At 45.0% G+C, this 13,737-nt stretch carries 10 protein-coding genes; 6 read left to right on the forward strand and 4 right to left on the reverse strand.

Annotated features, from left to right (window positions below; all coding sequences use genetic code 11):
- Nucleotides 1–201: 201 nt before the first annotated feature.
- Entirely contained in the window at nucleotides 202–681 is a 480-nt protein-coding gene (locus tag DDT91_RS02320; RefSeq protein WP_187174518.1) for a Fur family transcriptional regulator, read from the forward strand.
- Here the strand turns inward: DDT91_RS02320 and DDT91_RS02325 are convergent.
- On the reverse strand, nucleotides 671–1,108 hold the full coding sequence (locus DDT91_RS02325; RefSeq protein WP_187174519.1) for a hypothetical protein: 438 nt from the start codon (nucleotides 1,106–1,108) through the stop codon (nucleotides 671–673). The two genes, DDT91_RS02320 and DDT91_RS02325, sit on opposite strands and share 11 nt — an antisense overlap.
- A complete protein-coding gene (locus tag DDT91_RS02330) occupies nucleotides 1,108–1,722 on the reverse strand; it encodes a cytochrome c oxidase subunit 3 (RefSeq protein ID WP_187174520.1) in 615 nt (204 codons plus the stop codon). The genes DDT91_RS02325 and DDT91_RS02330 overlap by 1 nt, the downstream gene beginning before the upstream one ends.
- Before the next feature lie 119 nt (nucleotides 1,723–1,841).
- Here DDT91_RS02330 and mfd point away from each other — a divergent pair, with 119 nt between their 5' ends.
- The 4 genes from mfd to DDT91_RS02350 all read left to right on the forward strand — a co-directional run bounded on the left by mfd (nucleotide 1,842) and on the right by DDT91_RS02350 (nucleotide 10,231).
- Entirely contained in the window at nucleotides 1,842–5,192 is a 3,351-nt protein-coding gene (gene mfd, locus DDT91_RS02335) for a transcription-repair coupling factor (protein WP_187174521.1), read from the forward strand.
- A 180-nt stretch (nucleotides 5,193–5,372) separates the two neighbouring features.
- Nucleotides 5,373–6,596: a gliding motility lipoprotein GldJ gene (gene gldJ, locus DDT91_RS02340; RefSeq protein WP_187174522.1), complete on the forward strand. Its 1,224-nt coding sequence runs from the start codon at nucleotides 5,373–5,375 to the stop codon at nucleotides 6,594–6,596.
- A gap of 123 nt (nucleotides 6,597–6,719) precedes the next feature.
- The gene (locus DDT91_RS02345; protein ID WP_187174523.1) at nucleotides 6,720–7,670 is read left to right on the forward strand and encodes a hypothetical protein; all 951 of its coding nucleotides are present in this window, start codon (nucleotides 6,720–6,722) and stop codon (nucleotides 7,668–7,670) included.
- Between the two features lie 170 nt (nucleotides 7,671–7,840).
- Entirely contained in the window at nucleotides 7,841–10,231 is a 2,391-nt protein-coding gene (locus tag DDT91_RS02350; RefSeq protein ID WP_370539283.1) for an alpha/beta hydrolase family protein, read from the forward strand.
- A gap of 118 nt (nucleotides 10,232–10,349) precedes the next feature.
- Here DDT91_RS02350 and DDT91_RS02355 read toward each other — a convergent pair whose 3' ends face one another.
- Nucleotides 10,350–11,132 (reverse strand): undecaprenyl-diphosphate phosphatase, encoded by a 783-nt coding sequence (locus DDT91_RS02355; RefSeq protein WP_187174525.1) that lies wholly within the window; start codon nucleotides 11,130–11,132, stop codon nucleotides 10,350–10,352.
- Between the two features lie 140 nt (nucleotides 11,133–11,272).
- Between DDT91_RS02355 and DDT91_RS02360 the strand changes: the two genes are divergently transcribed.
- Nucleotides 11,273–13,153 (forward strand): DUF4139 domain-containing protein, encoded by a 1,881-nt coding sequence (locus DDT91_RS02360; protein WP_187174526.1) that lies wholly within the window; start codon nucleotides 11,273–11,275, stop codon nucleotides 13,151–13,153.
- A gap of 33 nt (nucleotides 13,154–13,186) precedes the next feature.
- Here the strand turns inward: DDT91_RS02360 and DDT91_RS02365 are convergent, their stop codons facing one another.
- Entirely contained in the window at nucleotides 13,187–13,711 is a 525-nt protein-coding gene (locus DDT91_RS02365) for a hypothetical protein (protein ID WP_187174527.1), read from the reverse strand.
- Nucleotides 13,712–13,737: the final 26 nt, after the last annotated feature.

Genomic DNA, 13,737 nt, shown 5'->3' on the forward strand with positions numbered 1-13,737 from the left:
TGGATTTTGGGCGAACTTTTAGTTATAAGTTAAGGACTTTTCTCTTTCCAACTGATGGCTTTAACTCAAAAACCTAGCTAAATTGTTACAGTCTTTTTTTTCTTTCTTTAATTAGATTGAAACCAAATTATGGCTCAGAAAGTCTCGCAGTTTGCCAAAAAAACGAGAATGCCACATCTTTAATTTCTGAATTCTTGGAAAATGGCTGACACTGCTCTGATAGAGAAAGCAAAAAAAATCTTCGAAAACTTCCTGATCAAGCAAGGGAACAGGAAAACTCCCGAGCGTTTTTCTGTAATCGATGAGCTGTATCTTTTACCGGAAGATGAGCACATTGATGTAGAAGGTCTTTTTCTCAAAATGAGAAACAAAGGTTACACCATCAGCAGGGCCACTATTTACAATACCCTGGACCTTTTGGTCGAGAGCGGACTAGCCGTCAAGCATCAGTTCAAGGACAAAGTAGCACTCTATGAACAGGCGCTGACTTACAAGCACCATGACCATCACGTGTGCAATCAATGCAGGAAAATCCGGGAATTTTCTGATCCGAGAATCAATGAGATCAAAGAGGCAATGGGAAGGGAATTTCAATCCGGAATTACCAGTCACTCACTGGTGCTGTACGGAGATTGCAAAATCCCAAACTGCGAGAATTTACAGGCAGTGCCTACTTTTTAAATATCCTTCGGTAGATAGGTTTTCGATACACAAACTGTAACCACAAAGCAGGGAATAGCAAGGGTGTCATCCAAGAGAAGGGACCTGAAAAATCAATTTCGTCGCGAATCACAGATCCGGTTCCGGTGGAAATGATTCGGTGTTTATGCCTCCATTTGCCCAAGAAAAAAGGCAATTCAATTCCTTCATCAACAAAATAAAACTCCTGATCGGTGGTCTGATCATCGGTAATCAGACTTACCCATTTTTGCTTAAACAGCAGGAAATTTAGCTCAAGCACTACCTGATGGCCTTTTTTGCAGCCATCAAATCTCAGCACGTTTACCGGCGGGAAAGGCGGAGCAAGTTTTTTGAACAGTACTTCGGTAAAGCCTTCTTTGACCTCCAAGTAGCCTTTTTCGACGGGAGTATCTATTACAATCTTCATCAGAAACTAATTACAAACAGGAGAAACAAAATGAGCCAAATCGCGTCCATGAAATGCCAATACACGGTGAAAAGACGAATCCTCATTTTTTCATAGGGATTGGTGACCAAAATCAACTTCCGGACTCCATCTTCTTGGGTTTTGCGAAGCTGAAGGAGCAAAATCACCGCAAAGACCATCGCTCCGACCAAGTGAAACACGTGTATGCCCGAAAGCAAATACAGAAAGGAGCCACTTGGAATTCCGGTAAAATTGATGCCCATGTCTGTCAGCTCCTTCCAGCCTGCAAACTGGAGAATGGTGAAAATCAGACCTAGAAAGAACGTGTTTCTCAGAGCAGATTCCAGCTTGGGAATGTTTTCTTCCTGATAAAACAAGCGCATTTTAGTAGCCGTGTATCCCGACAAAACCAGCATAAAGGTGGAAATCAGGAAAGCAATAGGCATGCGCTTGTTCATACCTGATAACTGATTCAGTCCTGAAAAAAGAAAAGCAGCTACCAAAAAAAGGAAAATCAATCCGCTGCCGATCATTGCCAGGTACAGCAAAGTTTCATAGGGGTGAAGATTCTCCAGCTTTTGAAGCCAGGATTTTTGTGGATTTTGATGGTTCATCGGTTCAAAAACATTTTGCAGGCAGCTTGGTTCAAAAATTGGCAAATCAGGAAACATCTCCCCTCCAAAGCCCAAAAAAACCTAGATTTGCAGCCTGATTTCCGCTAAACACACTCCCATTGGACAGACTATCCTTTCTATCCATCTATCAATCTGACCCTATCTTTCAGACTCTTGCACACAGGCTGAGTTCGGAACTAAGATTCCGTATCCAACTCAAAGGTCTTGCGGGAAGTCTGGACATGGTTCTTTTTGCAGCTTTTTATGAGAAAAAGGGAGGATTTCATTTGATTGTGGCCCAAGACAAGGAGGAAGCCGCCTATCTCAATTCGGACCTTCAAAATCTCTTGGCTACCGAAGACCACATGGTATTCCCGGGAAGCTTCAAACGACCCTACCAATACGATGAAGTGGACAATGCCAACGTACTCATGCGGGCAGAAATCCTCAATCAAATCCTGGAAACCAAAGGAAAATCCAGAATCGTCATCACCTATCCAGAGGCACTTTACGAAAAGGTCATCAATAAACGGTCCTTGGTCGAAAATACCTTCTCAGCCCGTGTAGGAGAATCGGTGGATATGGAGTTCGTGGCAGAGGTCTTGACTTCTTACGATTTTGAGCGGACAGACTTTGTGTACGAACCGGGTCAGTTTGCCATCCGTGGTGGTATTCTGGATGTTTTTTCATTCTCCAACGAGCATCCCTACCGTCTGGAACTTTTTGGAAAAGAAATCGAAAGCATCCGAACGTTTGATCCCGAGACTCAGCTCTCCATTGCCAATGTAGAGGTGATTTCGCTGATCCCAAACGTACAGACCAAACTGCTTCAGGAAGTTCGGCAATCCTTTTTGAGCTTCTTGCCAGAGAATGCAACCATATGGATCAAAGATTACCAGCTGACCTTGGATGTGATGGATGAGTGTTTTCATAAGGCCGAACAGGCTTTTGCGCAAATCGTCGCTCAGACAAAAACAGATAAGCTGGTCTTGAAGCCCGAAAACCTCTTTGACAGGGGAAAGGATTTGACTGAAGCGATGATCAACTTCTCTTTGGTGGAATTTGGTCGTCAGTTTTACCTGAGGGCCGAGGAAAAAATCAACTGGGAAAGCCAACCCCAACCCTCCTTCAATAAAAATTTCGACCTGTTGGTCACTAACCTGGCAGAAAACGAAAAACAGGGATTTGTCAATCTGATTACGGCAGAAAACGAAAAGCAGATCGACCGCCTTGTGGGTATTTTCCAAGAATTGGATCCTACCCTTCAGGTACAGAGCATGCTGTTGGGACTGAGGGAAGGATTTATGGATAAACAGGCAAAACTCGTTTGCTACACAGATCACCAGCTTTTTGAGCGCTTTCACCGATATAAATCCCGTACCAAAGCCAGTAAATCCAAAGCTCTGACGATCAAAGAGCTGAAAGCCCTTCATCCGGGAGATTATATCGTTCACGTGGATTATGGAGTCGGAAGGTTTGCCGGTCTGGAAAAAGTCGATGTGGGTGGTAAGATGCAGGAAGCCGTCCGACTGATTTTCCGGGATGATGACCTGCTCTATGTCAACATTCATTCCCTTCACAAGATCTCCAAGTATTCCGGTCAGGAAGGTCAGGTACCTTCCATGTCCAAGTTGGGATCACCCGAATGGGAAAATAAAAAGACCCGAGTCAAAAAACAGGTCAAGGATATCGCAAAGGACCTGATTCAGCTCTATGCTAAGAGGAGATCGGCTCCTGGTTTTGCTTTTTCAAGAGATTCAGTGCTCCAGGTAGAGCTAGAATCTTCCTTCATTTATGAGGACACCCCGGATCAGGCATCAGCTACCGCGGATGTCAAATCCGATATGGAAAAAAGCTATCCCATGGACCGTTTGGTCTGTGGAGACGTGGGATTTGGGAAAACGGAAGTGGCGATCAGGGCTGCCTTCAAGGCTGTCAATGACCGAAAACAGGTGGCCGTCTTGGTTCCGACGACGATCCTGGCCATGCAGCATTTCCAAACTTTTAAAGAGCGACTGGAAAACTTCCCGGTAAAGGTGGATTACATCAACCGATTCCGGACAGCCAAAGACATCAAGGCGATTAAAGAGCAGGTAAAATCCGGGGAAATCGACATTCTCGTGGGTACTCACAAGATTGTCAACAAAGACATCGAGTTTAAAGACCTTGGATTGTTGATCATCGATGAGGAGCAGAAGTTTGGTGTAAAAGTGAAAGATCAGCTCAAAAACCTCCGTGTCAATGTGGATGTACTGACGCTGACCGCGACCCCCATCCCGAGAACGCTCCACTTTTCGCTGATGGGTGCCCGGGATCTCTCAGTCATCGCCACCCCTCCACCAAACAGGCAACCTGTAACTACGGAAGTACAGACTTTCCATGAAGAAGTCATCCGAGACGCTGTTGCCTATGAACTTAGAAGAGGTGGGCAGGTATTTTTTGTCCATAATCGGGTGGGCGAAATCGACAGCATCGCCAACCTGATCATGAAACTTGTCCCGGATGCTCGCGTGGTCGGTGCACACGGCCAAATGGATGGTGAAAAGCTTGAAAAAATCATGGTTGGATTTATCAATCATGACTATGATGTTCTGGTTTCCACCAACATCATCGAGTCTGGGTTGGATATCCCCAATGCCAATACCATCATTATCAACCGGGCGCACATGTTTGGTCTTTCGGATCTTCATCAGATGCGAGGCCGGGTAGGCAGAAGTAATAAAAAGGCATTTTGCTATTTGCTTACCAGTCCCATGTCAGGCCTGACTCCGGAAGCACGAAAAAGGCTGCAGACCTTGGAGGAATTTTCAGATTTGGGTGACGGCTTCAAGGTCGCCATGAAGGATTTGGACATCAGAGGAGCGGGCAACCTGCTTGGGGCAGAGCAAAGCGGCTTTATCACAGATTTGGGCTTTGAGATGTACCATAAAATCCTCGATGAGGCAGTTCAAGAACTGAAGGAAAATGAATTTGCCGCGCTTTTCGAGACAGATTTAAAAGAAAAAGTCAAAGTTTTGGTACAGGATTGTACCATTGAAACAGACTTAGAACTCCTGATTCCGGAAGAATATGTCAGTAACATCAGTGAGCGATTGGGCTTGTATTCTAAACTTGATGCCTTGAAAACCGAGGAAGAACTGGAGAAATTTGGTCAAATGCTACTGGACAGATTTGGACCGCTTCCCGAGTCTGTCAAAGACCTGATGGAGACGGTTCGTTTACGTTGGAAAGCAGAAAACCTTGGAATTGAAAAGCTTACACTTAAAGGAAAACAGATGAAGTGTTATCTTTTGCCCTCCAATCGGGACGACTTCTATTCCTCGGATGTATTTGGTAAAATCATGAAGTTTGCCCAAGTACATTCCAAGGCATGCAAAATAAAAGAACACAAAAACCGTTTGATCCTTACGATCGAGGGAGTTTCAACGATCCAAAAGGCACAAAAGGTGCTTGAAGAAATGAAATCCTAAAGATTTTAAAAAAATTTAACTGGCATAAATATTGTACTTTCGCCAACCAATTTTGTAAGATTTGCCTGGTTTTGATATGTTTCCAGGCGTTTTCAAAATCTGGCGAAAAATCAAAGCATTGGAGGAAGTATTCAATGCGGTTATATTAGCAACTTGAAATAGACCAAACCACCTGATACTATGCGTCTAAGTAACAAATCTTGGGGAATGTGGGCAGCAAGCTTAATGCTGGCTTCCGCCTCAATTTTATCTTCCTGTCAAAAGACTCCTGGTTACGGCCGCAGAACTGCGAGTGATCCCGGAAAGCGAAGTGCAACTACTGGGGCAGATTTCTCTTTTGATGAGCAAGACACCACTCAATTTTTCGTGTCCAAAAATGCAGAACAAATCCCAGGTCCAAACCTGAAATTTATCCAAGGCGGCCGTACCGTTTTGGGATCTCAGGAAGAGGACGTGATGGCATTCAGAGACAACCTGGAGAGGACGGTTTCCATCGCTTCCTTTTACATGGACGAAACAGAAATGACCAATAACGACTATCGTGAATTTCTGTTTGACATGAAAAAGAGAGTCAGCGCTGACTCTCTCAAAAAGTTGGAGCCTTCTGAAAACGTTTGGTCAGGAGCCATGTCTTTCAATGATCTTTATCAGTCCTATTATTTCAGATTCCCTGGATTCAATTTCTATCCGGTAGCTGGTGTATCTTGGAAACAGGCCAGTGCCTATGCCAAATGGAGAACTGAATTTGTTCAGGAGTTAATCAGAAAAGATAGGGGGTTGGATTCTACGATGACCAAAACTCAGTTGATCGAAAGAGGGGTAGCAATGGCTGACTTCCGTCTTCCTAACGAGGCAGAATGGGAATATGCAGCCAAAGCCATGATCGGAACTCAGTACTTGGATGAAAATCAAGAATATGGTCGAATCTATCCATGGGATGGTCGTGGTGTAAGAAATCCATACAACGTAAAAAGAAAAGGAAAGCAAGGTGACTTCTTGGCTAACTTCAAAAGAGGCCGAGGTGACTATGCCGGTATCTCCGGTAACCAGAGAAATGACGGTGAGATCCTTCCAACCAACGTCTATGATATGGCTCCAAATGATTTCGGGCTTTACCATATGGCAGGCAACATGAACGAATGGGTTTATGACGTGTATCGTCCGTTGACCTTCCAAGATGCAGACGATCTCAACCCGTTAAGAAAAGACGGTGTCTACGATGAGCAGGAAAACTATGAAACCTCACTCTTCACCGACGAAATGAGAGTGTATAAAGGTGGTTCTTGGAAAGATGTAGCTTATTGGCTTGCTCCAGGTACCAGAAGATTTATGCACCAAGACTCTGCAACCAACAATATTGGTTTCCGATGCGCTATGATCTCCATTGGAGAGAAAGGTAAATAATTCCATTTCACAATTGAATAGTCAAGGCCTCGAAATTCGAGGCCTTTTTTGTTTTTCCTCTATTTATGCCTAGATTAAGTAACATTTTGATTTTCAGTGTTTTTCAACAAAACCAAATCTTTTATGAGAAAAATTAATCTAGTAGTAGTGTTTTCTGTGTTGGCCTTTGCCTGCCAACAGAATGAAGTGATGGATCTTCCATCCGGTGACCAAATGGTATCTGAGGAAATAGAATTTAGGGAAAATCCATTCGGGTCCATTCCGGTAAATCATTTCGATCCAAACGCCCGAGTTGAGTCTGCTTACAGTCTAGTCCTGCATTCCGTCAGTTACCTTACGGCTCCAGAAAGCAACCAAATGGGAAAAACCATTTTCTTCACAGACCGGGGCAACAAGCAGTTGTCTGCCGATTTCTCTCCTTTGGTCCCATGGGATGGTACGGCCTCAGTGGATTATTTTCTGGATGAGGCACGTGCTCCTTCTTCCATGGATTTTTCGGCTGCCCAAGCAGCAATTCAGCGTGCTTCTTCCACTTGGGAAGGTGTCAACTGCTCTGAAATGGGATTAAGTCAATCACCATCAATACCTTTTCCCTTGGGATTTGTGGCACTTGTTTATGGCTACCCTAGTTTCGGTTTCGCTCCCAGTGAAGTTAATCATTTGGGGTGGATGCCTGCTGGTTTTTGGGAATTGCTTGTTCCCGGAGGTAGTGAATTTATTTTGGGAGCAACCTTTACCTTAACCTACATAGATGAGGAAGGCCAGCCCCTGGACACCAATCAGGATGGGAAAGCGGACGTTGCTTTCAGAGAAATTTATTATAACGACTATTTCACCTGGGGAGATGGGGTGAATTCACCAGGAACCATTGATGTGGAAACAGTGGCCTTGCATGAAATGGGGCATGGATTGAGTCAAGCCCATTTCGGAGAGGCCTTTAGAACTCCTTCCGGCAAATTGCAATTCGCACCCAGAGCGGTGATGAACGCTGCCTACTCAGGAATCCAGACCAGAATAGGGGGTACTGACCTTGCTGGACATTGCAGTATCTGGGGGAATTGGCCAAACCGATGAAATAAGCCCACCAAAGGCTTAAAAAAACCAATCCCCTTTACAAAAGTGAACCCCGATAAAAATCCGCTAATAACCATTAGCGGATTTTTTGATGTAAAGAGTCAGGAATCCTCCTACATTCAAAAAAGAATTAACCCAAATCAAGTATGACATATAAAACTATCCGGACTATGATGGTCTTGGTGGCTACGGTTTTTTGCCAAACCCTATTGGCACAGACCACCTACCAGACCCCGCCAAAATCCATCGCTGATTTATTTAATGCTCCCGCCACTCCTTCTGTGACTTTCAACAAGGATGGTTCGATGATGATGATTCTGGAGCGAACTGAGGCTCCGTCAATTGAAGATTTGGCACAGCCCGAACTCCGAATAGGAGGAATCCGAATCAATCCTGCCATTTCGGGTCAAAGTCGCGCAGGAAGCTTTACCAACATTAAAATCAAAAAGACCCGCTCTGGTGAGGAAATTCAAGTCAAAGGACTACCCTCCAATCCCAAAATGAATGGATTCTCCCTTTCTTTGGATGAGAAGTACTTGGCTTTTACCCAAACGGAAAGCAACGGGGTCAGTCTTTGGGTTGTGGATATGCTATCTTATGAAGCCAAAAAGATTACCGAGCCGATCCTCAATCAAGTGTTTGGTAACTCAGTTGCCTGGCTACCGGACAACAGCATTGTGATCAAGGCTGTAAATCCTGCACGAGGGGCTATGCCCAAAGCCCCTGCCGCTCCGGCTGGACCCGTTATTCAGGAGACTTCCGGTAATGCAGCTCCCAGCCGTACCTATCAAGATCTTTTGACCAATCCCTACGATGAGGCACTTTTCGCCTATTTCATGGACTCTCAATTGATGAAAGTTGATTTGGAAGGCAGCAAATCCCCCATCGGCAAACCGGCTATGATCAAGTCCATGGATATCAGTCCAGACGGAAATTACCTATTGATTGAGTCTATCCAAAAGCCATTTTCTTACCTGGTCCCTGCTGACAGATTCCCTTATACAGTGGAAATCTGGTCTACAACCGGTGAAGTGGTGAAGATGCTGGCACAAATCCCCTTGGATGAAGTTCGCCCAACTGGGTTTGACGCTACTGTAACAGGAATCAGAAATGTGAACTGGAGAGCTGACAAGCCAGCTACCTTGTATTGGGCAGAGGCTCAAGACAAAGGAGATCCAAGAGTGAAAGTGGAAGAACGCGATATCATCTATACGCTTTCTGCCCCATTCAGCGGTGAGAAACAAAAGCTCGTTGGAACTGCGCTCCGATTTGGAGGAATCAGCTGGTCGGATGATTCTTTTGCCATCCTGAATGAACGATGGTTTGCCAGCAGAACAGAAAAGCGCTCTGTGATCAACCCTTCCAACCCTACTCAGGCGCCTAAAGTGATCATCGAGCGCTCCTCAGATGATCTATACAATGATCCTGGAAGCCCGCTTTTCACACGAAATGCATTTGGAAGAAATGTATTGTTGCGAAAAGGCGATCTGGTCTACATGACCTCCGAAGGTGGTAGTCCCGAAGGCAGTATGCCGTTTTTGTCCACATTCAACACTGCCACAAAAGAACAAAAGATCTTATGGAGGTCTCAGGCGCCTTACTATGAGCGGGTGGCAAAAGTATTGGCGTCAGATGCTACTGAATTTATTACCATCAAAGAAGGAACAGACCTTCAACCCAACTATTGGCTGATCAATACCAAAAAGCGCATCGCCCCAATGCAGGTGACCAACTTTGCCCATCCGTATGAGTCCATCAAAGGAATCAACAAGCAGTTGGTGACTTACAAGAGAAAAGATGGGCTAAACCTTTCTGCGGTAGTCTATACTCCAGATGGATATGATCCGGCCAAAGACGGAAGACTTCCTGTCCTCATGTGGGCCTATCCACGGGAATACAAATCCGCAGCCGATGCCGCTCAGGTGAGAGGCTCCAAATACACCTTTACCCGACTGAGCTGGGGTTCTCCGATCTATTGGGTGACTAGAGGCTATGCGATCATGGATCAAACCGAAATGCCGATCGTGGGTGAAGGAGATCAGGAACCAAACGACTTCTTCATTGAGCAGCTGGTGGCCAATGCAGAGGCAGCGATCGATCATATTGTGGAGATGGGCATTGGGGATCGAAACAAAATCGCGGTGGGTGGTCATTCCTATGGCGCCTTTATGACGGCCAATCTGCTGTCCCACACCAATATTTTCGCAGCGGGTATCGCCCGAAGCGGAGCCTATAACCGTACCCTGACACCGTTTGGATTCCAGTACGAGCAGCGCACCTATTGGGAAGCTCCGGAGGTATATTTCAATATGTCGCCGTTTTCATTTGCCGATAAGGTAAAAACTCCGATTCTACTTATCCACGGTGAGGCAGATAACAATTCAGGGACTTTCCCAATTCAATCCGAGCGCTATTACAATGCTTTGAAGGGTCATGGGGCAACTACCCGATTAGTCTTCCTGCCTCACGAAAGCCACGGCTATGCCGCCAAAGAGTCCGTACTCCACACCTTGTGGGAGATGGATACCTGGCTGGAAAAGTATGTGAAGAATAGGAAGTAAAAGGAATCTAAGAATCAGTTCAAATGAAAAGACCTGCTCAAATTTTCTATTTGAGCAGGTCTTTTTTGTAAAAAGGATTTAACAAAATCCCATGGAAATTGTAAAATCTATTTTACAATCACCCCAAATCCGTCCCCCACATAAAGATCAAAAACAGAATCCCCAAGGCGATGCGATACCAGCCAAAAGCCGTGAATCCATGGCTGGAGACATATTTCAAAAACAACTTCACCGCAAACCAAGCTGAAACAAAGGCGACTCCAAAACCGATAGCCAACATGCTCAATTGCTCAGAAGTGAAGGTCAAATCAGATTTGATCAGATCATAGCCTCCCGCAGCCATCATCGTCGGTACGGCTAGGAGAAATGAAAATTCGGTTGCCTGCTTTTTATCCAAGCCATTGAACACCCCTCCGATGATCGTGGCAGCAGCGCGGGAAGTACCAGGCACCATGGAAAGGCACTGACAGAGCCCGATGAAAAAGGCGTTTTTATAGGAGATGTCTTCTACTTCTTTGAGTGTGGATTCTTGATTGACTACTTTTTTGTCAATAAAAATCAAAATCACCCCACCCAAAATCAGGGAAACTGACACCACAATCGGATTAAAGAGGTAATCCTTGATAAAATCATAGGCCAAAAGTCCAACCACCGCGGTAGGCAGGAATGCGGCAAACAGCTTGAAATAGATGTCCAAGCTTCTGAAAAACCGCTTGATGTACATCAAGGCAATCGCCAAAATAGCTCCCAATTGGATAAATACCTCAAAAGTTTTGACAAACTCATCCTCGTGAATTCCCATCGCCGCCGAGGCCAAAATCATATGACCGGTGGATGAAATCGGCAAAAACTCGGTAAGACCTTCGATAATGGCAATGATGATGCTTTGAAAAAGAGACATGAATAGGCGATTTTTTTATCCGCCAAAACTAACAAACTCCATCGGAATGAAGGTCAATTGTACGCAGAATTCATTTTTTTGAATGAGTCTTGTTGCCTTTTGAGGAAAATATTCGTTCTTTAAACTAAAATAGTCTTCCTATGAAACGATCCATTTTTACCATTTTTATGTCCTTTTTGTCTCTCTCGACTTTGGCTCAAGAGCTAAAAGAAACCACCCTGACCAGCCAAATTCAAGAAGTTACTTTGTTCCTTTCAGGAGCTCAGATTTTTGAACAAGCGTCTGGTCAGGTGGCAGCAGGCGAATCGACTGTTATTCTGAAAGGTCTTTCTCCATATCTAGATGAAAAAAGTATTCAAGTCAAAGCTCAGGGTAATTTTACCATCCAAGCAGTCAATAAGCGATTGGATTACCTGACTGAAAAAGAGGTCGGCGAAAAAGTCCAAGAACTTCAAAAACAGATGGATGCGATTCAAAAGTCTGTCACCCTGGGACAAAACCGACTTCAGATTCTTGCAAACAAAGCAGGGCTGCTTTCTGCCAATAAAGACCTCGGAGGCAATCAGTCTGGCCCCACTATGGCAGAATTGAGAGCCGCCTTGGATTTTTTTGACACGGAACTTACTAAAATCACCACCGAGGAGCTGGAAGTAAAATCCAAAATTTCGGAAGGGGAAAAGGAACTCGAGCGCATCCGTAATCAAATCCTTGCCATGCAGGAAAGTAAAAACAAATCCACGTCCGAAATCCGCATCCGAGTCAAGGCTCCTAATTCAGGGACGGGCAGCTTTCAAATCAACTACCTCGTAACCAATGCGGGCTGGTATCCAAAGTACGATGTGAGGGTAAAAAATATCTCGGAAAACCTTCAGCTAAATTATAAAGCTGAAGTGTATCAGAATACAGGCGTGGATTGGAAAAATGTCAAGCTCCGATTTTCCAATGCCAATCCCAACCAAAGCGGCCAAGCCCCCCAACTTGAAAAGTGGGAGCTCAACTATGCCCGCTACACAACAGTAAATAAATTCGCTCTTCCTCCTGTACCTGGTCAGGTCAGTGGTGTGGTTTTGGATTCAAATGGTGAGCCTCTTCCCGGAGTTTCGGTCTTGGTCAAAGGTACTAGCATCGGTACGGCCACAGATTTGGAAGGGAGATATTCACTTACCATCCCTCCATCAGCTCAGAGCCTTGTTTTTTCCTTTGTCGGATTCTCTTCTCAGGAGGTTGCTATACAAGGGCGTTCCACAGTCAGTGTGCGTATGCAAGAGGATGTTTCCATGCTTCAAGAAGTAGTAGTAGCAGGTTATAGCCAAGAAGTACAAAGGAGCCTTCAAGGCAGAGTAGTTGGGGTTTCAATAAGAGGAAACAATTCGATTGAATCGGCTCCCTTGATGACCAACTTTGTAGAAAACCAAACCACGGTCGAAATTGAAGTGGCCGAACCGTATTCGATCAAAACCAACGGAGAGCGGACTTTAGTGGATCTGAAAACCTACGATATTCCTGCTACCTATCGATACACCGCCATTCCCAAGCTGGATAAAGATGCGTTTCTCCTGGCAGAAATCACCGATTGGAGTCAATACAGTCTGCTCGAGGGAGAAAGCAATCTGTACTTTGAGGAGGGTTTTGTCGGTCGGTCTATTCTCAATGCTGCCGCACTTCAGGATACGCTTCAAATCTCCATGGGCCGTGATCGCTCGATCATAATGCAGCGGGAAAAAGTGGATCAATTCTCCAAAAAACGAACCATCGGCTCCAATATGACCGAAAGCAGAGGTTATGAAATCACGTTGAAAAATAACAAATCCCAGCCCGTCACTCTGCTGGTGAAAGATCAGATTCCCGTATCGGTCAATTCCAACATCACGGTGACCGCAGGGGAACTCAGCGGTGGAAAGCTCGATCAACAAACGGGAATAGTTACCTGGGAAGTGACGCTTTCACCAGGAACGCAGCAAAAGCTCTCCCTGCAATACGAAGTCAAGTATCCCCGAAGCGAGCGTGTTATATTGGATTAATAAAACAGCGGCCTGGTTAGGCCGCTGTTTTTCTTACTTCACCTTGTCAAGCGTCATCTCAAAAAATTGATACCAAGTACCTCCTGCTTGATATTCTCCCACCTCATACCATTGACCTTGATCGTTGAGTTGAATCACATAGCGCACTTGCTCTGTGGGTTGCCAAATGAGTTGGTTATTTTCCCATCGGGCAGGATAGGTACCCCGCAGGCCACTTTGGAGAAAGGAAGTAAATTCAAACGCACCGTCTTCCTTCGCTGGCTGAATCATAGCTAGCGCATGATGCACGGTTTTACCATCGGCTCGTCCTATCCCTTCGATTTGTAGTAACGTTCCGCTGAGTTGAAACTGTACCCGTTCTTCCTGCTCAAAGGTCATTTTGACCCGATTCTCGCCCATCATCCATCCTGTTCCTTTCCAGGTTCCTTCCAAAAAGGACAGGAATGCCAATTTTTCTTGAGCCTCCCTGTTGAGTGCGTAGCTCATTTGAGACCAAGCCTTTTGCTGAAAAGAAGTTACCAAGCTCACCATCAGCATGATTTTTATAAAGTATTTCATTTGTAAATTAGTTTAAATTATAAACC

The sequence above is a fragment of the Algoriphagus sp. AK58 genome, from assembly GCF_014324365.1.
Lineage (GTDB): Bacteria > Bacteroidota > Bacteroidia > Cytophagales > Cyclobacteriaceae > Algoriphagus.

Excerpts from the sequence above, each read along its gene's own strand:
- DDT91_RS02330 (WP_187174520.1), bottom strand. The coding sequence starts at position 1,722 with ATGAACCATCAAAATCCACAAAAATCCTGGCTTCAAAAGCTGGAGAAT.
- DDT91_RS02365 (WP_187174527.1), bottom strand. The coding sequence starts at position 13,711 with ATGAAATACTTTATAAAAATCATGCTGATGGTGAGCTTGGTAACTTCT.
- DDT91_RS02320 (WP_187174518.1), top strand. The coding sequence starts at position 202 with ATGGCTGACACTGCTCTGATAGAGAAAGCAAAAAAAATCTTCGAAAAC.
- DDT91_RS02355 (WP_187174525.1), bottom strand. The coding sequence starts at position 11,132 with ATGTCTCTTTTTCAAAGCATCATCATTGCCATTATCGAAGGTCTTACC.
- DDT91_RS02345 (WP_187174523.1), top strand. The coding sequence starts at position 6,720 with ATGAGAAAAATTAATCTAGTAGTAGTGTTTTCTGTGTTGGCCTTTGCC.
- gldJ (WP_187174522.1), top strand. The coding sequence starts at position 5,373 with ATGCGTCTAAGTAACAAATCTTGGGGAATGTGGGCAGCAAGCTTAATG.
- DDT91_RS02360 (WP_187174526.1), top strand. The coding sequence starts at position 11,273 with ATGAAACGATCCATTTTTACCATTTTTATGTCCTTTTTGTCTCTCTCG.
- DDT91_RS02325 (WP_187174519.1), bottom strand. The coding sequence starts at position 1,108 with ATGAAGATTGTAATAGATACTCCCGTCGAAAAAGGCTACTTGGAGGTC.
- DDT91_RS02350 (WP_370539283.1), top strand. The coding sequence starts at position 7,841 with ATGATGGTCTTGGTGGCTACGGTTTTTTGCCAAACCCTATTGGCACAG.